At 64.5% G+C, this 17,713-nt stretch carries 20 protein-coding genes; 16 read left to right on the forward strand and 4 right to left on the reverse strand.

From position 1 onward, the window contains the following. Positions 1-11 precede the first annotated feature (11 nt). The 6 genes from IEX96_RS12190 to IEX96_RS14220 are packed head-to-tail and all read left to right on the forward strand — an operon-like array spanning position 12 to position 8,273. Entirely contained in the window at positions 12-1,274 is a 1,263-nt protein-coding gene (locus IEX96_RS12190; RefSeq protein WP_188874001.1) for a TolC family protein, read from the forward strand. Next, positions 1,271-2,446, forward strand: a complete 1,176-nt coding sequence (locus IEX96_RS12195; protein WP_188874002.1) for an efflux RND transporter periplasmic adaptor subunit — start codon at positions 1,271-1,273, stop codon at positions 2,444-2,446. The genes IEX96_RS12190 and IEX96_RS12195 overlap by 4 nt, the downstream gene beginning before the upstream one ends. 11 nt (positions 2,447-2,457) lie before the next feature. Then, positions 2,458-5,589, forward strand: coding sequence for an efflux RND transporter permease subunit (locus IEX96_RS12200; protein ID WP_150006406.1), 3,132 nt, complete (start codon positions 2,458-2,460; stop codon positions 5,587-5,589). 1 nt (position 5,590) lies between these two features. Next, positions 5,591-5,917: a P-II family nitrogen regulator gene (locus IEX96_RS12205; protein WP_150006405.1), complete on the forward strand. Its 327-nt coding sequence runs from the start codon at positions 5,591-5,593 to the stop codon at positions 5,915-5,917. After that, positions 5,917-8,121, forward strand: a complete 2,205-nt coding sequence (locus tag IEX96_RS12210; protein ID WP_150006404.1) for a heavy metal translocating P-type ATPase — start codon at positions 5,917-5,919, stop codon at positions 8,119-8,121. The genes IEX96_RS12205 and IEX96_RS12210 overlap by 1 nt, the downstream gene beginning before the upstream one ends. Before the next feature lie 23 nt (positions 8,122-8,144). Continuing rightward, positions 8,145-8,273 (forward strand): hypothetical protein, encoded by a 129-nt coding sequence (locus tag IEX96_RS14220; protein ID WP_268238510.1) that lies wholly within the window; start codon positions 8,145-8,147, stop codon positions 8,271-8,273. A gap of 86 nt (positions 8,274-8,359) precedes the next feature. Here IEX96_RS14220 and IEX96_RS12215 read toward each other — a convergent pair whose 3' ends face one another. From IEX96_RS12215 to IEX96_RS12230, 4 genes are read right to left on the reverse strand one after another with little or no spacing between them, the layout of a single operon-like run. Next, entirely contained in the window at positions 8,360-8,743 is a 384-nt protein-coding gene (locus tag IEX96_RS12215) for a hypothetical protein (RefSeq protein ID WP_150006403.1), read from the reverse strand. Then, positions 8,740-10,047 carry a recombinase family protein gene (locus IEX96_RS12220; RefSeq protein WP_229773719.1) on the reverse strand — a complete coding sequence of 436 codons (1,308 nt, stop codon included), beginning with the start codon at positions 10,045-10,047 and terminating at the stop codon, positions 8,740-8,742. Before IEX96_RS12220 ends, IEX96_RS12215 begins: the two co-directional genes overlap by 4 nt. 14 nt (positions 10,048-10,061) lie before the next feature. After that, a complete protein-coding gene (locus IEX96_RS12225; protein ID WP_150006448.1) occupies positions 10,062-10,550 on the reverse strand; it encodes a DUF2924 domain-containing protein in 489 nt (162 codons plus the stop codon). Positions 10,551-10,579: 29 nt separating this feature from the next. After that, positions 10,580-10,819 carry a hypothetical protein gene (locus IEX96_RS12230; protein WP_150006447.1) on the reverse strand — a complete coding sequence of 80 codons (240 nt, stop codon included), beginning with the start codon at positions 10,817-10,819 and terminating at the stop codon, positions 10,580-10,582. A gap of 158 nt (positions 10,820-10,977) precedes the next feature. Between IEX96_RS12230 and IEX96_RS12235 the strand changes: the two genes are divergently transcribed. From IEX96_RS12235 to IEX96_RS12280, 10 genes are all read left to right on the forward strand, one after another. Continuing rightward, complete coding sequence (locus tag IEX96_RS12235; protein ID WP_188874004.1) at positions 10,978-12,231, forward strand: hypothetical protein; 1,254 nt, start codon at positions 10,978-10,980, stop codon at positions 12,229-12,231. After that, positions 12,191-13,153 (forward strand): winged helix-turn-helix domain-containing protein, encoded by a 963-nt coding sequence (locus tag IEX96_RS12240; RefSeq protein WP_188874005.1) that lies wholly within the window; start codon positions 12,191-12,193, stop codon positions 13,151-13,153. Before IEX96_RS12235 ends, IEX96_RS12240 begins: the two co-directional genes overlap by 41 nt. 98 nt (positions 13,154-13,251) lie before the next feature. Further along, positions 13,252-13,965 carry a hypothetical protein gene (locus tag IEX96_RS12245; RefSeq protein ID WP_150006461.1) on the forward strand — a complete coding sequence of 238 codons (714 nt, stop codon included), beginning with the start codon at positions 13,252-13,254 and terminating at the stop codon, positions 13,963-13,965. Between the two features lie 193 nt (positions 13,966-14,158). After that, a complete protein-coding gene (locus IEX96_RS12250) occupies positions 14,159-14,734 on the forward strand; it encodes a sigma factor (protein WP_188874006.1) in 576 nt (191 codons plus the stop codon). A 57-nt stretch (positions 14,735-14,791) separates the two neighbouring features. Beyond that, positions 14,792-15,130 carry a hypothetical protein gene (locus IEX96_RS12255; protein WP_150006459.1) on the forward strand — a complete coding sequence of 113 codons (339 nt, stop codon included), beginning with the start codon at positions 14,792-14,794 and terminating at the stop codon, positions 15,128-15,130. A gap of 125 nt (positions 15,131-15,255) precedes the next feature. Further along, positions 15,256-15,549 (forward strand): hypothetical protein, encoded by a 294-nt coding sequence (locus IEX96_RS12260; protein WP_150006458.1) that lies wholly within the window; start codon positions 15,256-15,258, stop codon positions 15,547-15,549. Then, complete coding sequence (locus IEX96_RS12265; RefSeq protein ID WP_150006460.1) at positions 15,549-16,412, forward strand: ATP-binding protein; 864 nt, start codon at positions 15,549-15,551, stop codon at positions 16,410-16,412. The genes IEX96_RS12260 and IEX96_RS12265 overlap by 1 nt, the downstream gene beginning before the upstream one ends. A 5-nt stretch (positions 16,413-16,417) precedes the next feature. Further along, positions 16,418-17,107 carry a hypothetical protein gene (locus IEX96_RS12270; protein WP_188874007.1) on the forward strand — a complete coding sequence of 230 codons (690 nt, stop codon included), beginning with the start codon at positions 16,418-16,420 and terminating at the stop codon, positions 17,105-17,107. Beyond that, a complete protein-coding gene (locus tag IEX96_RS14115; RefSeq protein ID WP_229773722.1) occupies positions 17,104-17,484 on the forward strand; it encodes a hypothetical protein in 381 nt (126 codons plus the stop codon). The genes IEX96_RS12270 and IEX96_RS14115 overlap by 4 nt, the downstream gene beginning before the upstream one ends. Beyond that, the gene (locus IEX96_RS12280) at positions 17,481-17,705 is read left to right on the forward strand and encodes a DUF6511 domain-containing protein (protein ID WP_229773723.1); all 225 of its coding nucleotides are present in this window, start codon (positions 17,481-17,483) and stop codon (positions 17,703-17,705) included. Before IEX96_RS14115 ends, IEX96_RS12280 begins: the two co-directional genes overlap by 4 nt. Positions 17,706-17,713: the final 8 nt, after the last annotated feature.

The raw sequence follows: 17,713 nt of genomic DNA on the forward strand, positions 1-17,713 counted from the left end.
GAGTTCAATGAATGAAATGCCCAAAACTGGCGCTTTTCGGCGCTGTCATCGCGAGCCTTTGGCTTGCTGAGTCCGCCGTGGCGCAGGAGAGCGCTGCACCGGACATCGCACTCAGGGAATTTGTTTTTAATGTCCTGAGTGATCATCCGGCCTTGCGTCAGGCCCAGGCCGAATTGGATGCCGCGCGCGCTCAGGCACGCGGCCAAGCGCAACCGCTCTACAATCCCGAGATTGAGCTCGGCTATGAGAACGCGCTCGACAATTCAAAGTCGGTCGGCCTGTCGCAGACGCTCGATCTCAGTGGCAAGCGCGGGGCGCGGGCGGGTGTCGCAACCGCCGAGATCACCGCGGCCGAGGCCCGGCTCGCCATCGCCCGCAAAACGCTTCTTGCCGACCTGCTCGTCGCTCTTTCCGATTTTCAGGCGCGCCGGGAGGGCTTGCGCGTAGCGGACGAGCGTGTGGCGCTCGACGCGGAGTTTCTGGCGCTCGCCGACCGGCGCAACCGCGCCGGCGACCTGCCGCAATCGGAGTTGCTCACGGCCCGGCTGACATTGGCCGAGGCACGCGCCGCGGCGAGCACGGCCAGGATCGAATTGTCCCGAGCCGAGGAGCGCCTGCAGGCGGTCATGGGTGGTGTCCTGCCGCCTCCGCCGCCACTGGCGGGCCTGCCGCCCGAGGCGCCGCCGTCCACTGACGCCGTGGCGGTCGACGCGCTGCCGGAACTCCGTCTGGCTATGGCGGATGCGGAGGCGGCCCGCTCTTTCATTCGCGTCGCCAAGAGAAACCGCATCCCGGACCCCACCATTGGCCTTCGGGTCGGAGAGGAGCGAAGCAGCCTCGATCCGTTCGGGCGGCGAGAGTCGACGACACTGTTCGGCGTCCGGCTCTCGATCCCCCTGCCCATCCGCAATAGGTTCAGCGCCGAGGTCGACGCCGCCGGCGCCGACCTGGTCGCGGCCGAGCAGAGCTACCGTGACTTGAGACGCAGGGTCGAAGCACGGCTTGCCGCAAGCCTTCGGCGCTACGAGACGGCGCTCGGCGCTTGGCAAGCCTGGACCGCCCAAGGGGTGGCGCCGCTCGAAGAGCAACGCGCGCTCCTGCAGCGGCTGTGGCAAGCCGGCGAAATCGGTGCCGTCGATTACATCATTCAACTCAATCAAACCTTCGCAACGGAGAGCGCCGGCGTTGAGCTCAAGGGCCGTCTCTGGACCACATGGTTCGACTGGCTCGACGCTTCCGCCGCGATCGGCGAATGGGTGGAGAATATCCAATGACCAGGAAAATGAAATTGTTCTCAGGCGGTGCAGCCGTCGTGGTGGCTTTCGTCGGCGCCGCTTTTGCGCTGATCAATCCGTCGCCAAACACAGAGAATGAAGTCACCGCTCCAGCTTCCCAAGAGGCGGGACACGGGGACGAGCACGAAGAGGGCGGTGTCGTCGAAATGACTGCCGCCGATCGCAAGGCAAAAGGCGTCACCACGGCGCCCGTGGACTTGCGGGTCCTCACCGACGAAGCCGTTGTACCGGGCGAGGTGACGCTCGATATTTACCGATCAGCGCAGATCGCCCCGAGAATTTCCGCTCAAATTGTCGCCCGGCAGGCAAGGCTTGGGGACCATGTGACGGCCGGACAAGCGCTTGTCACCTTGTCCAGCGTCGAGATGGCGGATGCGCAAGGAAACCTGATCGTTGCCACGCGCGAATGGAGCCGCGTGCGCGAGCTGGGGCGTGAGGTCGTTTCCGAGCGGCGTTATGTGGAAGCGCAGGTGGCTGCCGAGCAGGCACGCGCCAAGCTCCTGGCGTTCGGCATGACATCGGAGCAGATAGAGGGACTGGTCAAAATCGGTGACGCTTCGAAAGCGACCGGAATGTTTGATCTTCTGGCACCTCAGGACGGTACGGTCGTCAAGGACGATTTCGTTGTCGGCGAAGTCGTGGAGGCGGGCCGCGTTCTGTTTCAGATCACGAATGAAAGCCGGGTGTGGGTGCAAGCCCAGCTTACGCCCGAGCAGGCTGCTCATGCCGAGGTCGGCTCGTCTGTCCGTATTCTGATTGACAAGGACCACGTGGTCGGCGGCCGGATCGTTCAGATCCACCACAGGCTTGACGAAACGACGCGGACCTTGCCAGTCCGTATCGAGGTCGACAATGCGGGCGACGAACTCCATCCCGGCCAATATGTCAGCGTCGCGCTTGGAGTCGGTGACGGCAAGCAAGCGCTCGCCGTACCGGAGGCGGCTGTCACGCTCATGGACGGAAATCCGACCGTCTTCAAAGTCGAGGGCGACGAACTTCACCCGACGGCGATCAAGACCGGTGTGACGCGCGGCGGCTGGGTTGAGGTCGCGGCCGGTCTGAGCGCGGGCGATGAAATCGCGACGACTGAGGTCTTTCTCCTCAAGTCGCTCATTCAGAAATCCCAGATGGGCGAAGGCCACGGGCACTGAGGAGACAGATCATGTTGAACAAGCTCGTTGAACTTTCGCTTCAATACAAGTTTCTTGTAATCATCGTTTTTCTGGTGATTGGCTTTCTCGGCTGGCGGGCGGTGACGACGGTTCCCATCGACGCCTTTCCGGATGTGACCCCGGTCCAGGTGAATATCTACACGGAGTCGCCCGGCCTCGCCGCAGAAGATGTCGAGCAACTTCTCACATTTCCCGTGGAATCGGCCATGGCGGGCCTGCCCGATGTCGACCAGATCCGCTCCGTCAGCCTGTTCGGCCTGTCTTATGTCTCGGTCTATTTTGAAGACGATGTGGACATTTACTTTGCGCGCCGCCTGGTTATGGAACGCTTGGCGGAAGTCCGCGACCGCATTCCCGAGGGCTACGGCACGCCGGAGATGGGACCGAATTCCTCCGGACTCGGACAAGTCTTCTGGTACACGCTTGAGCGCGCCGACGAACAACTCGCGGGCGATATCACCGACATGGACCTGCGCACACTGCAGGACTGGTCGATTCGTCTCATCTTGAGGACGGCGCCGGGCGTCGACGACGTGATGTCCTGGGGTGGCCAGGAACGGCAATACCAGGTCCAGATCGACCCGCTGAAGCTCATTAAATACAAGCTCGGCTACCGCGATGTGATGGAGGCGATCGAGGCCAACAACCGTCAGGTCGGGGGGCAATATATCGATCAGGGGCCAGAGCAGTTTTTGGTCCGGGGCCTCGGTCTCGTCGACGGTGAGCGCGATATCGGCACCATTATCCTCAAGGTCGAGGACGGCACGCCGGTCTATTTGCGGGACGTGGCGACGGTCGTACAGGCGCCGTCGCTGCGCTTCGGCGCGGTGACGCGCGACGGTAAGGAGGTCGTCCTCGGCATGGCCTTGTCGCGCATGGGTGAGAACGCCAAGAACGTGGTCGATGCTGTCAAGGAGAAGCTTTCCGTGGCCGAACAGGCCTTGCCTGACGGCGTCACGCTGAAGCCGATCTACGATCGCACAGAACTGGTGGAAAAGGCCGTCTCAACGGCGGAACGGGCTCTTATCGAAGGCTCGATCCTGGTCGCCATTGTGCTCTTCCTGTTCCTTGGCGAGCTTCGCTCGGCGTTTGTGGTCATCGCCGCCCTGCCGCTGGCCATGCTGATCGCCTTCATCTGCATGGAGCAGGCGGGCTTGTCCGCCAATCTGATGTCGCTGGCGGGGCTCGCCATCGGCATCGGCATGATGGTCGATGGCGCCGTGGTCATGGTCGAGAATTCCTTCCGGATCATGGCGGAGCGCCGGTCGCACGGCGAGGAGGTCAAGCGAACGGCGGCGGTCCTGGCGGCCGCGCGGGAAGTGGCCAACCCGATCGCCTTCGCCATCCTGATTATCATCGTCGTGTTCCTGCCGCTCTTCAGCCTCGAAGGCCTCGAAGGCAAGCTCTTCAAGCCGATGGCCTTCAACATCAGCTTCGCCATGGCGGGCTCGCTGCTGCTGACGCTGACGATCATTCCGGTTCTGGCCGCCTTGATCCTGAAGCCCAAGGAAGAACGGGATACGATGCTCGTGCGCTGGATCAAGCGGGGCTATCTGCCCCTTCTCGCCTGGTCGCTCGCCAATAAGAGGAAGGTCGTGATCACCGCAGGAGCCTTGCTGATCGGCAGCCTCGCGCTGTTTCCCTTTCTCGGGAAAGAGTTCATGCCGACGCTTCAGGAAGGCGCGATCATGTGGCGGGTGACCTCGATTCCGTCGACCTCGCTCGACCAGTCGATCAAGATTTCCAAGGACATCGAGGCGGCGCTGTCGGACTTCCCCGAAGTCGAGACCACGCTCGCCATGATCGGCCGGGCCGAGAAGGGTGAGACCGCCGACGTCAACTACATGGAGATCTACACCGCCCTGAAGCCGAAGGGGGAATGGAAGTCGGGCCGCTCGATTGAGGGGCTGGCGGACGCCATGCGCGAGAAGCTGGAAGAGGTCGTTCCCACCGCCGTCATCGCCTTCACCCAGCCCATCCAGATGCGGGTGGAAGAACTGATCTCAGGGGTGCGCGCCACCTTGGCGGCGAAACTCTACGGCGAAGACCTGGCCGAACTCGACCGCTTGAGCCAACAGATCAAGAACACAATCGCCTCTGTCCCCGGTGTGGCCGATCTGTCGCTCGAAGCCAATCTCGGCAAGCCGCAGGTGCGGATTCAAGTAGACCGGGAGCAACTCGCCCGCTATGGCCTGAACGCTGACGACGTTCTGACCATCGTCCGCACCGGAATCGGCAACGAGCCGGTTTCGACACTGATCGACGGCGTCAGACGATTCGACATCACGGCCCGGCTTCAGGACTCCTCGAAAATCTCGGTCGAGGCGATCAAGGCGATCCCGCTCAGCACGGCCGACGGGGCAATCATTCCGTTGAGCCGTGTCGCGGACGTATCAGTCGCGGAAGGCTATTCCTTCATTCGGCGCGAGCAATTGCAGCGTTATGCGGTGATCCAGATGGATGTCCGCGGACGCGACGTGGATGGCTTCGTTCAGGATGCAAACCGGGCAATCCAGCAGAATGTGGAATTGCCGCCCGGCTATTGGATCGAATGGGGCGGCGCATTCGAGAACCAGCAGCGCGCGCTCACGCGCCTTTCAATCATCGTACCGCTGACGATTTTTTTCATCTTCGTCCTTCTGTACACCGCGTTCAACTCGATCCGCCACGCAACGCTGATCATCGCCAATGTGCCGTTCGCCACTATCGGCGGACTGATCGGGCTCGCCATCACCGGGCAATATCTGTCGGTGCCGTCGGCGATCGGCTTCATCGCGGTCTTCGGTGTCGCCATGCTCAACGGCATTGTCCTCGTCGAATTCATCAATGGATTGCGCGAAAAGGGACTAAGCGTCGGGGAAGCCGTACGACGCGGAACGGAACTCAGGCTCCGCCCGGTGCTGATGACGGCGAGCGTCGCAATCCTCGGCCTGATCCCCATGCTGCTGTCGTCTGGTGTCGGTGCCGAAACCCAGCGGCCGCTTGCCACCGTCGTGGTCGGTGGGCTGATCACGTCGACTCTGCTGACGCTCGTCCTTCTCCCCGTCATCTATGAGTGGATGGAGACGCGCGTAGCGCGATCCGTGGAAACCGCCCGACAGCTCGAACCGCAGGAGGTCTGACATGAAGGAAGTCAAAGCGTTCATTCACCGTAATCGGATCGCCGACGTTGTTCATGCCCTCAAGACGGCGGGGTTCCGGAACATTTCCGTGATCGACGTCAAGGGCATGCTGAAGGCCCTCGATTCCCAGGAACGGCAATATTCGATCGAGATCGGAGAAAAGGTCATCACGGAGGTGAAGCTGGAACTCGTCTGCGAAGCTGATCAGGTCGATCAGGCCATAGCGCTTATTCGAAAAAATGGGCGCACAGGCCAACCAGACGCTGGCTGGATTTATGTAAGCGGAATCGACGCGTCCTATCGCATCGATGATGGAAACGCATCCTGATGGCGCCCGCAGTTGAAACAGCTCGGCTGACCTTCAAAGTCAAGGGGCTGGATTGTGTCGAGGAAGTGGCGGTGCTCCGTCGCGAGCTTGGCCCGCTTGTCGGCGGCGCGGACAAGCTCGCATTCGACGTTTTGAACGGCCGCATGACAGTGCTCGCCGAAGCTCCGCCGGTCTCCGCCGAGGATATCCGGCGAGCCGTCCGTCAGACGGGCATGAACGCGATCGAATGGCGCGTCGGCGAGAAAAGCGCGCGTGATGAGAGCGATCGGCGCCGCCGTCAGCAAGTCTGGTTCACGAGCCTCAGCGGACTGCTCGTCGCGACGGGTTTCGTTATTCACATTTGGCTCGCGGGCGGTTTCAACGAAGCTATTCGGCTTTTCGCCGGTCACGACGGAGAAGCCTTGCCTTTGCCCGAGATGGCGGCCTATGCGCTCGCCATCGCCTTTGGCATCCGCTTCGTTATCGTCAAGGCCTGGTACGCAGCGCGCGGGCTACGGCCTGACATGAACCTCTTGATGACGGTCGCCATCGCCGGCGCCATCGTCATCGGCGAGTGGTTCGAGGCAGCGACGGTTGCGTTTCTCTTTGCGCTGTCGTTGACGCTGGAAAGCTGGAGCGTCGGACGGGCGCGCCGTGCCATTGCCGCTCTTGTCGATCTTTCTCCGCCCATGGTGCGTCTCCTGCGCGCAGACGGATCGGAAACGGACGTGCCGGTGGCCGAGGTCAATCCGGGCGACCGCTTCATCGTTCCGGCGGGCGAGCGCATCGGTTTGGACGGGCGGGTCGTTGCCGGTGCCAGCACCGTAAATCAAGCACCCATCACCGGCGAAAGTGTGCCGGTTGAAAAGGCGATCGGCGCGGAGGTCTTCGCGGGCACGATCAACGGTGACGGAACGCTCGCAGTGGAAGCCACCAAAGCGGCCGGGAACACCATGCTGTCGCGCATCATCCGCATGGTCGAGGAGGCTCATGGCCGCCGGGCCGCCGCAGAACAATGGGTCGAAAAGTTCGCCCGCGTCTATACGCCGGCGGTCATGGCTCTCGCACTCCTCGTCTTCCTGGTGCCGCCACTGGCCTTCGGCGGAGCGTGGGACGACTGGTTCTATCGCGCCCTTGTCCTCCTCGTGATCGCCTGCCCGTGCGCATTGGTGATCTCGACACCCGTTTCCATCGTCGCGGCACTCGCGTCATCGGCCCGCGCTGGCGTGCTGGTCAAGGGCGGCGCCTATATCGAGCTTCCCGCGCGCCTTAAGGCAATCGCCATGGACAAGACCGGAACGATCACGCGGGCCGAGCCCGTCGTGGCGCAGGTCATCCCGCTCGGAGACCACACCGAGACTGAGTTGGTGGCGCGCGCCGCAGCGCTTGAGGCGCGGTCCACGCATCCTCTTGCGCGGGCAATACTGGACCATGCGGATCATCGGGGAATCACACCTGCGCCAGCGGACGACGTACAAGTCCTCAAGGGAAAGGGGCTGACCGGCACCTTCGATGGCGAACCGTTCTGGCTCGGCTCCCACCGCTACGTCGTCGAGCGCGGTCAGGATACGCCCGAGACCGCAAAACGGGTGGAAGCGTTGGAAGCAGACGGCAAAACGGTCATCGCCGTCGGTAACCCGCGTCACGTCTGCGGCCTCATCGCGGTCGCGGATACGGTTCGGCCAGAAGCGCGCGAAATCGTGGAACAACTGCACGCTGCCGGCATCACGCATGTGGTCATGCTGACCGGCGACAACCGTGTCACGGCCAGCGCAATCGCCCGCGATCTTGGCATCGACGAGGTGCATGCCGAATTGCTGCCGGATGACAAGGTCAAGAAAATCGAAGAGCTTGTCGCACGCTACGGCACGGTCGCCATGGTCGGCGATGGTGTCAACGACGCACCGGCACTGGCGCGCGCCAACCTTGGCATCGCCATGGGCGCGATCGGCTCCGATGCAGCGATCGAGACCGCCGACGTCGCTCTCATGACCGACGACATCTCGAAACTGCCCTGGCTTATCCGCCATTCGCGGCGCACGCTCGCCATCATCCGGCAGAACATCGTCTTCTCGCTCGGAGTCAAAGCGATCTTCGTCGTGCTCACCTTCGCCGGCTACGCAACGCTCTGGGGCGCGATCGCTGCCGATATCGGCGCCTCGCTGCTCGTCGTCGCGAATGCGCTGCGTATCATGGTCGATGAGGGTAATATTTCAGTATTGTGAAGCGATGGACGGAGGGTGGAAAGATGGAGATGATGAGCGGCATGGCAGGCATGGGCTGGGGCATGGGCGTGCTGTGGCTCCTGGTTGTGGTCCTTCTCGTCCTCGGCGTCGCGGCGCTCGTGAAATACCTTTTCTTCTCAGGCCGCAAATGAGGCCGAGGAGGAGCGTAAAAATTTGATGGGGCCGCGGTGAACCTGCTCGCGGCGCGGGATGGTGGCACCCCAAGAGACTGCCGCGCTCACTCCCCGAACACCATGTCCACCTGCTCCGCCCACGGCACCAGCGCTGCGGCGGCGAGCTTGTCGATCGGCACTGCACACGGCTGGCGATGGACGAGGAGTCGATCGAGGACGGCGGGGGAGAGGAAAGCGAGGCGCAGGAGGCGACTGACATAGGGAACCGTGACGTGCTCGGCTTCAGCGATATCTCGCAAGGTAGCGGCCTCGCCGCTTTCCAGGCGCCGGCGCCAGTCCCAGGCGCGGGCGAGGGCGCGCAAGGTGCGCGGGTCCTGGTTTTGCCCGTCGGTGTTTTCGATATCGGCCGGCGGGAGGATGCGCGGCCGGCCGTTGCGCTTGCGGAGCGTCAGCGGGATGACGATGCGGATGGTGGCGGGTGTGGTCATGCTGTGACCTCCTCGGGTTTCGGCGCCAGTATCTCGCAGAGGACGGAGCCAAGGCCCTCGGTGCGCAGATCAACGGCGAGGCCGCCCTCGGTCACGGTGACGCGGGCGACGAGCAGCTTGACGATGCGCGCCTGCTCGGCCGGGAACAGGGACGCCCAGAGCTCGTCGAAGCACCCCAGGGCGGCGACCGCCTCGCTCTCCTCGACATCGGGCGCTTCCCGCCGCGCCGCGGCGATGGCCTGCGCCACGATCTCAGGCGTGCGCACCAAACGGCGCACCTCCCGCACCACGGCGGTCTCGACCACGTCCGCGGGCAGGCGCACGGGTGCGGCCGTCTCGTCGGCGTCCCGCCCCCGTATCGCGTCCGTCGACACATAATAACGGTAGAGCCGCGTCCCTTTCTTCGTATGCGTCGGCGTCATCGCCCGGCCGGCTTCGGTGAAGATCAGCCCCTTGAGGAGCGCCGGCGTGGCGCTGCGTGTCGCGGCCGCCCGCGTCCGGCCGTTCGCGGCGAGGATCGCCTGCACCTTGTCGAAAGCCTCGCGCTCGACGATGCCGTCGTGCTCGCCGGGATAGCTCGTGCCCTTGTGCACCGCCTCGCCGACGTAAACCCGGTTGTTCAGGAGCTTGTAGACGATCCCCTTGTCGAACGGCCTGCCGCGCTTGGTGCATCGGCCCTCGGCCTGCATCTCGCGCACCAGCAGGGTGACGGAGCCGAGGGAAAGGAACCGCTCGAAGATATGGCGCACCAGCGCCGCCTCGGCCTCGTTGACGACGAGCTTGCGGTCCTTCACATCATAGCCTAGCGGCGGATGCCCGCCCATCCACATGCCGCGCCTGCGGCTGGCGGCGATCTTGTCGCGGATGCGCTCGCCCGCCACCTCGCGCTCGAACTGCGCGAAGCTGAGGAGGATGTTGAGCGTCAGCCGCCCCATCGAGGTCGTGGTGTTGAAGGATTGCGTCACCGAGACGAAGGTGACGCCATGCCGATCGAAGATGTCGACGAGCTTGGCAAAGTCCATCAGCGAGCGCGACAGCCGGTCGATCTTGTAGACCACCACGACGTCGACGCGTCCGGCCTCGATATCGGCGAGAAGCCGCTGCAGAGCAGGCCGCTCCAACGTGCCGCCCGAGACGCCGCCGTCGTCGTAATGGGCGGGAACCAGCACCCAGCCCTCGGCCTTCTGGCTCATGACATAGGCCTGGCAAGCCTCACGCTGGGCGTCGAGGGAGTTGAACTCCTGCTCCAGCCCCTCTTCGGAGGACTTGCGGGTATAGACAGCGCAGCGCTGCCGGCGCGGCATGGGGAGCACCTTGTTCATCGCGGCGACCTCGGGGCGGCGGGCATGCCGAAAAACCGCCAGCCGTTCCAGCGGGTGCCAGTGATGGCGCGGGCGATCGCCGAGAGCGACTTGTACTTCCGCCCCTTCCATTCGAAGCCGTCCCTGAGGACGGTGACGGTGTGCTCGACGCCATCCCATTCCCGGACCAGCCGCGTGCCGGCGACGGGTTTGCGAGGGTCGGCGATCCGCGCCTTGCGAACCGGCTTTCCATTGAATTCGTCCACGAGGGTGTCCAACACCCGGACCGCCTCGCGCGAGGGGCCGCCATAGATGAGTTCCTGGATGCGGTAGGTGAGCCGGAGCTCGAGGAAGGGCCGGCTGTTGTTGGGTGCGTCGGTGCCGAAGAGGCGCCGCCACTCGGCCTTGAGCTCGGGGACGGTCATCGCCTTCAATGCCGCGAGCCGCGCCAGCACCGGTGCATCGCGGGTTGCATCGTCACCGGGTCGCGGCGGTGCAGCCGCCATGGTCTTTACCGCCGAATGTCGTGTCATCGTCATGCCTTTCTCTTGGTGGACGGGCCTGCCCCGGCCTCTGAGCCGGGGTTGGCATGACGGCGCTGCGGTGGCGAGAAGTCGAGAGAACTTTCTCCGCTGTCCGCCGATAGTTCGCTTGACTGTCGGGCATGAAGACGAACCAGCCCCGCGCCCAGGATGCGCCCCACCTCGGTGTTCCGCTCGTCAGGCGTCATCCGCATGGGGTCGATGGCATTGGGGCCGGCAAGGGTCGTGTCCATGGGGCGGAGACCGTTCGTGGAACAAGGGGGTTCCCTTACCTCCTACTCACGGTTCGCGCGATCTGTGCCATATGCATATTCAGAATCGACTCTTGCGCTCATTTCGATTAAGAACGAATCAAGAACATCTTAACCACCGGTCTTTGAGGAAGCGCCGCATGGGGATGAATCTCAAGAAATTCGTCAATCCGAAGTTCACCCGAACGATCGACCTCGGCCTCCTGCGGCGGCTCATGGAGCGGCATGCGGCGGACCCCGGTTCGGAGTCCGGGGCAGGCCTCAACGGCTTCGACATGGCGGTCTTCGACGGCCCGCCCGATGGGGCGCGCGAGGCCGTGCAACGCTTCTTCATGGGGCCCGAGGAGGGCTATGGCGAGGGACTGGTCTCGGACCTTCACCGCATCGCCGAGCTCGGCCATGCGAACGGTCTGCAGATCATCCTGGAGCAGGCGCGCCGCCTGGGGTTCGAGATCGTCCCCGAGCGCGACGAAGGGTGTCAGGACCCAAAGCATGTGGCCCTGGCGGTGTTCCTCGACCATCCCCGTGTCTTCGATGCCGCCTCCGACATGCTGGCGCTCGCGGCGCGGGTATCGCTCGCCGAGTTCGCCGGGCTTGAGGAGGGGGTCGAGGCGGAGATCGACGCCGTTGCGAGGGCTGCGTTCGAGCGGGCGGCCGCCATCCTGTTCGAGGCGGACTTCCAGGGTCGCTACTGCCGGGTCGGCTGGTATGAGGATGGTGGCGAGACCAACCTCGTCGTCGCCCACGGCGCCGCCATCACGACGACGCCAGTGGTCGATCGGGGAGCAGAGCGGGTGATCAGCTACCGCCCGGCCGAGCATGCGGTGCTGTCCTATTCGGCAGACGGCGGGCGGCTCAAGATCGGCGGAGTGCCCAAGGCCCGGCGCGCCGATATGGCGGAGCTGTTTGCGAAGACGATTCTCCGTCGCCCGGGCTTCTTCGCCGGAACGGACGCGCAGAACCTTTATACGCTCGAGCCCATCGAGCGCGCCGGCTTCGCCTTTTCCTTCCGGCATGATTTCGATCCGGGAGTTCTGCGCGTCCGGATCGTCGAGGCACAGGTCGACCGCGTCGGCATCGACCCGCGATCGGGCAAGGTGCGCATCTTCCATTCCTATCTGGCACGCGACGGCCGCGACAATGCGCTCATGCGTTTGAGCGAGGTGATGCGCGGCATTCGCCTCGGGAGCGATTGGCGGCTCGGTCACATTGTGCTCAGAGTGGAGATCGACACCGGCGCCACGCGCCCGGCCTGGGTGACCGTCAAGCTGAAGCCGCCCTCGGTGGCGGCGTTCAGGCGCCACCGCTTCGAGGCGCGCATCATGACACTGCTCGGCCGCAACGGATTGTGCCATGACCGGGATGCTCTCAGCGCTGCTGCTGCGGCTCAGTGAGGCGGGCGCGCCTGCGCTCCTCTGGGGCCGGCAGGCGGCGCCCCATTTCGGCCGCGCGTTCGACCGGCTGCTCGCCCGCGGCATCCTGATCGAGCACGCGCCGGCGACCGAGTGGGAGCTGTGCCCGACCTGCGAGTGCGGGCTCGAGGCGCGCCCGATCCGGAAGATCGACGGCCGGCACATTGCGGCCTGTCCGCTCGACCGCGGCGGCGACATCGTTCTCGATGACGATGATCTGAGGAGCTTCCGCATCGAGCCTGCCGCCCTGGTGCGCGAGATCGCCGCCGTTTCCGGTTTCGGTGCCGCGCCGTCCGAAGTGGCGCCCGGCGTCTGGCATCTCGGCATGAGCGCGACCAGGACCGTATTCCTCGCAATCTCAGAGGCAGCACTCGCTCAGCCGGGGCTCATCGCGACCCTTCGCATGGTCGAGCGGTCGGCGCCGATCACCGTGATTGCGCCGACCCCGCCGGCATCCGAGCGGACACGATTCGCCGAGGCCGAGATCCTGCATGTCGATGTGGGCGCCTGCATTGGCGAGGACTTCGTCCTCGATCATGCCAGATTGGAGCCGCCGCACGCTTTCGCTCCACGCCTCGTTATCGGCCGCGCCGCGAGGTCCGTTATGCTCGATGGTGTTCCAAAGCTACTCTCCGAGCAGGCCTTCAAGCTGCTGGTCCTTTTGGCCGAACAGGCCTTGAAATCACCGGCGATCGTGGAGAACCGAGTTATCGAGAGCCACCTGTGGGGATCGAGTATCCACCGGATAACGTCGGAACCACGGGAACCAGTGCGTGCGCTTCGAGATGCGCTGGTGGGCAATAGCGCCGATTCCAGGGCCGTCCGCTCGCTCGTCGAGAACCGGCGCAATCCCAATGGTTATCGCCTGGTTCTGACCCCAGAGGAGATCGAGCTGAAGCCCTGATTTTCATCAGATCGCGAGTGCAGTCGCTCCGCCTTCATCGGCCATCATTCGACCCGACGGGTCCTGAATCGAATCGTAAACGCTGTGAGGAAATAATCATGTCGGAACATGGCACCGAGGAGTGTGGCGGTTACAACGCAATGAGCAAGGCATACAAGAAGAACCCGTCCATAGAGCTTTACGTCAAGTTGCGCCGAGAGGATCCTGACGCCGAGATCGAGGTCAGTGTCATCGGAGGGATAGAGCAGCTCTTCTATCTGGAGCCGGAACTCGGAAAATATGGGTTCGACCCTGCCCTGGTTGCCAGTGCGATGGATGCCGACCCCAACGCCATCAGCGAATTATCGCTTCAGATCATGGAGAAGATGATTGAAGTGAAGGTGCTCGCGAAAAGCGGTGAGACGCACTTGGCACGGCGTGGCCTTGTCGTTCCGGACAAGCTCATAAACTGGCTCGTCGCCTGCATGCTGGACGCTCTGAGCTGGACCGGTGAGCTTTACATTCCGCGGGATCTCATCGTCCTTATTCGCGAACGGCTGGGCGGTTCCAACCCCGAATATGAACAAGCGTCCCGTGCCCATGAGATGCGCTCGGATGCGATTTCGATAGGTGGGCAGCTATTGGCTCAGGGCATAACGCCAAGCTTCAGAATGCTGGCCAAGGCATTCGGTGTTGCGCCCAGCACGGTAAAGCGTTGGTTCCCGAACGGCGAGTTCATGCAGGAGGTCGCGCGAAGATCGGCCTGGTTTGACAAGGACGGCAAGCTGCGGCCAACGAAGGAAATATTCGGGCGAGCGTTGCACAAAAAATAAGCTGCGCAACGCCCCACCGACATTCCAAACCTGCGCTGCCGAGGTATCTCGGCTGTTCGCAGGGAAAGTGGGGCGACCGCTCGTGGGAGCGTTCTCACGTTTCACCCACATCTTTCCCACGTCCTGCCCACCAACCGAGGCGGGACGACGGGCAACCTGCGGACATCAGTAACGATGACCGAGGTTTTGTCTGATGCCCGATTCAATATCCCGATCCGACCTGCAGATTCTTCTTCGCGAGGCTGACAGTGCCGCCCGCCGCCTCGTCCGAAAGCTCCGTCTGCCGCGCGCCGAACTGGATGATGTCCGCCAGGATTTGCTCGCCGACCTGACCGCCCGGCTGCCGGCCTTCGATCCCGCCCGTGGCGCGCTCGGCGCCTTCGCCGGCATTATCCTCAGGAATCAGGGGACCCGCATTGCCGACAGGGTGAGGCGCGAGCGCCGGCTCTACGGCGCCGTGCCGGTCTCCCTCGACGAGGCTCTCCCCGATGGCGACGGCGCCACGCGCGGCGACCTCATCGCCGAGGGCGACGGACTCGCCGCCGTCCTCGGCCAGCCGGCCGACGCTTTCGCCGAGGTCGAGCGGCGCCTTGACGTCGAGCGCGGCCTCGGGGCGCTCGCCCCCGACGACGGCGTCCTCTGCGCCGCCCTCTCGCGCACCACCATCGATCAGCTGGCGGCGCTGGGACGCGGCGCCCGCTCGAGCCTCTACCGCCGGGTTCGGGATATCCGCCTCACGCTCCTCACCGCCGGCATTGCGGCGGCCTGAGCCTGCCCTGGACCCGATCCTGGGACGGTTTTCCAAGAGCATGAGTAGGAACCTGACATGAACGCCATCACCCGATTTCCCACTGTCCGCTTGCGGCTCACCGAGATCGAGCTCTGCGCTTGGATCGGCCAGGCGGCGCCAGGCGACGTCCTCGTATATCATCGCGGCTTCCTCGCCCTCAACATCACGGCGCAGAACACGTGCCTTGGCGAGCGCGAGAAGACCGAGCTCGCCCGCATGGCGCGCCGCGCCTTTCTCGCTTCCGAGACCGGCCTCGTCCACCTCGTCCAGCGCCGCCATGGCCCCGAGGACTACAGCTATCTCGCCGTCGCGCGCCCCAAGCCGAGGCACGCTCGGGCGGCCTTGTCGTCGCTCCTGCTGGCGGAGGTGGCGTGATGCCGACGGCGTCTCCAACCCGCCGCAGGGTGACGGAGGTCACCATGACAGGTCCCCGCCGTTGTCCGCACCGTGGCGACGACCAAGCCGACCTTCCGTCTCGTCATCAATCCAGAGGAGTCCCGATGACCCAATCCACCGCCGTTTCCGAACTTCGCAAACGTCAGTATGCGCTCGAAGCCTTGCCAGACACGGTGACTGTGCCGGCGCAGGCGCCACGGCGGCCCGAAACCGTTGCCAAGCCGATCGAGGACGCCACCCTCGACGACATCGCCTTCGCGCTGCGCGGGATTGAGGCTGAGTTCAACGCCGTCGGGGACCGGCTGCACGCCCTGCGCAAGCTTTATCAGCTGGCCCGCGATGCAGGCGCGCTGGGCACCGACCGAGCCGTCGCCGCTGTCGGTGCGGGAGACGCATGATGGCACTCAAGATCATCACCGCCGACGAACGGTTGTCGGCCGCCCGCAACAAGACCACCATCGCGCTGTTCGGCGCCAGCGGTCACGGCAAGACCTGGCAGCTCCGGACATTGCCGCCCGCCGAAACGCTCTGCCTCGATCTCGAGGCTGGCATGAAGTCGGTGCAGGACTGGCCCGGTGTGTCGGTCCCGATCCGCACCTTCACCGATGCGCTCGATATCGCCTGCCTCATCGGCGGTGTCGACCCGGCGGCGAGCCCGGACGCCTTCTTCTCCGAAGCCCATCATGCCCATGTCGCCGGACTCTATCCTGACCTCGCGCGGGTAATCGCCGAGCGCAGCATCATCTTCGTCGACTCCATCACCGACCTCACCCGCCAGGCAATGGCCTGGGCGAAGGCCCGGCCGGAGGCCTTCTCCGACAAAACTGGCAAACCGGACACCCGCGGCGCCTATGGCCTGCTCGCCCGCGAGGTCATCGGCCTGCTCAAGCATCTGCAGCACGCCCCCGGAAAGACCGTGATCTTCGTCGGCATCCTCGAACGCGTCACCGACGAGTTCAACCGCACGACCTGGCAGCCGCAGATGGAGGGCGGCAAGGCGGCGCGCGAGCTGCCCGGCATCGTCGATCAGGTCGTCACCATGAGCTTCTTCAGCGCCGAGAGCGATCCCGGCTCTGCGACCGGGATAGGGAATTGGCGGCACGACCCCGAGAAGGGCGGGCACCGCCGCTTCGTCTGCCGCGCAGGCAATCCCTTCGGCCTGCCCGCCAAGGACCGCTCCGGCCGCCTCGACGTGACCGAGCCCGCCGACCTCGGCGCGCTTCTTTCCAAGATCAATCTCAACCCCGCACACAAAGGATGACAGCCATGTACGACATGAACGATGCCGAGCCGCAGCGGACAGGCGAGCTCATTCCCGACGGCACCTTCGCCAAGGTCGCGATGACCATCCGCAAGGGCGGCGTCGACGGCGAGGCCGAGATCGACAAGGGCCTCTTGAAGGCGTCCGCGACGAGCGACGCCCTGATGCTCGATTGCGAGTTCACGGTGACCGAGGGCCCCCATGTGCGGCGCAAGTTCTGGCAGATGTTCACCGTTCAGGGCGGCAAGGTCGACGAGAACGGCGTCTCCATCGGCTGGAAGATCTCGAAGGCGAGCTTGCGCGCCATGATCGACTCCGCCCTCGGCCTCGACCCCGAGGATATGAGCGAGGCGGCGAAGGCGAAGCGCATGTTGCGCGGTCTCGCCGATCTCGACGGCATCGCCTTCGTCGCCAAGATCAAGGTCGAGCCCTCCACCAACCCCAGCTATGGCGACAGCAACCGGCTCGACCGGGTGGTGCTGCCGACCGAGCCGGAATGGAAGAAGGTGACGGCCGGCGAGGCCGTGCCGCCGAGCCCGAGCCGCCGCGCGGCGCCCGCAAAGCAAGCGTCAGCCGTGCAGCCGGCTGCACCCGCCTGGGCGAACTCGGCTCCCGCAACCGCTTCGGGGCCATCGACACCGGCACCGTCGCAGTCCACCCCCAAACCCGCCGGGCCGGCATGGCTGAATTCATGACGGACGACGAGTGGCGGGCGCATGTGACCCGGGAAGCGGCGAAGGTGATCGGGGAATGGCTCGAGGCAAGAGGCGCTGGAAAGCTCAGCAGTCCTGTCGCGTCGCTGACGCTCGCCGACCTCGAGGCGATGGCCGTGAACGCCATCTCGCGCTGGATCGTCCTGGAATCGGAGCGTTTCCAGCGCCAGGGCTGGCCGGAGGACGACCCGATATGCGTGCTCCTGCTCGGCCAACCCGCTGCGCCGTCTGCGGGCGCGAGGCCAGGGGCTTCGGATATTGCCATCACCTCCGCCCCGACCGATTCCCGCAATACCGCTTCTGCTCGATGCGCTGTCTCGATGCCGGCGCCGCCCTCGCCAACAGGAACAATGGCATGATCGACAAGACGACCATGGAAACACAGGCGATCAAGGACGCCCGGCGCACTCTCGCCGAGACGCTGACCGAACTCGGCCTGATGGCGCCCTTCCACGACCGGAAGGCCGAAGACATCGACCGCATCATCGAGGCCTGCATCGACGGGTTCCGGGACTCGATGCAGCGCCAGGCGGCGGCCAGGCGGGCAGACAACGACCTCAATGACCCCATTCCGTTTTGAGGCCGGGC

This window comes from Iodidimonas muriae, from assembly GCF_014647255.1.
Classification (GTDB): Bacteria; Pseudomonadota; Alphaproteobacteria; order Sphingomonadales; family Rhodothalassiaceae; genus Iodidimonas; species Iodidimonas muriae.

What these genes read in the sequence shown, in the direction of transcription:
- IEX96_RS12190 (WP_188874001.1), top strand. Translation starts at nt 12, where the DNA reads ATGAAATGCCCAAAACTGGCGCTTTTCGGCGCTGTCATCGCGAGCCTT.
- IEX96_RS12195 (WP_188874002.1), top strand. Translation starts at nt 1,271, where the DNA reads ATGACCAGGAAAATGAAATTGTTCTCAGGCGGTGCAGCCGTCGTGGTG.
- IEX96_RS12200 (WP_150006406.1), top strand. Translation starts at nt 2,458, where the DNA reads ATGTTGAACAAGCTCGTTGAACTTTCGCTTCAATACAAGTTTCTTGTA.
- IEX96_RS12205 (WP_150006405.1), top strand. Translation starts at nt 5,591, where the DNA reads ATGAAGGAAGTCAAAGCGTTCATTCACCGTAATCGGATCGCCGACGTT.
- IEX96_RS12210 (WP_150006404.1), top strand. Translation starts at nt 5,917, where the DNA reads ATGGCGCCCGCAGTTGAAACAGCTCGGCTGACCTTCAAAGTCAAGGGG.
- IEX96_RS14220 (WP_268238510.1), top strand. Translation starts at nt 8,145, where the DNA reads ATGGAGATGATGAGCGGCATGGCAGGCATGGGCTGGGGCATGGGCGTG.
- IEX96_RS12215 (WP_150006403.1), bottom strand. Translation starts at nt 8,743, where the DNA reads ATGACCACACCCGCCACCATCCGCATCGTCATCCCGCTGACGCTCCGC.
- IEX96_RS12220 (WP_229773719.1), bottom strand. Translation starts at nt 10,047, where the DNA reads ATGCCGCGCCGGCAGCGCTGCGCTGTCTATACCCGCAAGTCCTCCGAA.
- IEX96_RS12225 (WP_150006448.1), bottom strand. Translation starts at nt 10,550, where the DNA reads ATGGCGGCTGCACCGCCGCGACCCGGTGACGATGCAACCCGCGATGCA.
- IEX96_RS12230 (WP_150006447.1), bottom strand. Translation starts at nt 10,819, where the DNA reads ATGGACACGACCCTTGCCGGCCCCAATGCCATCGACCCCATGCGGATG.
- IEX96_RS12235 (WP_188874004.1), top strand. Translation starts at nt 10,978, where the DNA reads ATGGGGATGAATCTCAAGAAATTCGTCAATCCGAAGTTCACCCGAACG.
- IEX96_RS12240 (WP_188874005.1), top strand. Translation starts at nt 12,191, where the DNA reads ATGACCGGGATGCTCTCAGCGCTGCTGCTGCGGCTCAGTGAGGCGGGC.
- IEX96_RS12245 (WP_150006461.1), top strand. Translation starts at nt 13,252, where the DNA reads ATGTCGGAACATGGCACCGAGGAGTGTGGCGGTTACAACGCAATGAGC.
- IEX96_RS12250 (WP_188874006.1), top strand. Translation starts at nt 14,159, where the DNA reads ATGCCCGATTCAATATCCCGATCCGACCTGCAGATTCTTCTTCGCGAG.
- IEX96_RS12255 (WP_150006459.1), top strand. Translation starts at nt 14,792, where the DNA reads ATGAACGCCATCACCCGATTTCCCACTGTCCGCTTGCGGCTCACCGAG.
- IEX96_RS12260 (WP_150006458.1), top strand. Translation starts at nt 15,256, where the DNA reads ATGACCCAATCCACCGCCGTTTCCGAACTTCGCAAACGTCAGTATGCG.
- IEX96_RS12265 (WP_150006460.1), top strand. Translation starts at nt 15,549, where the DNA reads ATGGCACTCAAGATCATCACCGCCGACGAACGGTTGTCGGCCGCCCGC.
- IEX96_RS12270 (WP_188874007.1), top strand. Translation starts at nt 16,418, where the DNA reads ATGTACGACATGAACGATGCCGAGCCGCAGCGGACAGGCGAGCTCATT.
- IEX96_RS14115 (WP_229773722.1), top strand. Translation starts at nt 17,104, where the DNA reads ATGACGGACGACGAGTGGCGGGCGCATGTGACCCGGGAAGCGGCGAAG.
- IEX96_RS12280 (WP_229773723.1), top strand. Translation starts at nt 17,481, where the DNA reads ATGATCGACAAGACGACCATGGAAACACAGGCGATCAAGGACGCCCGG.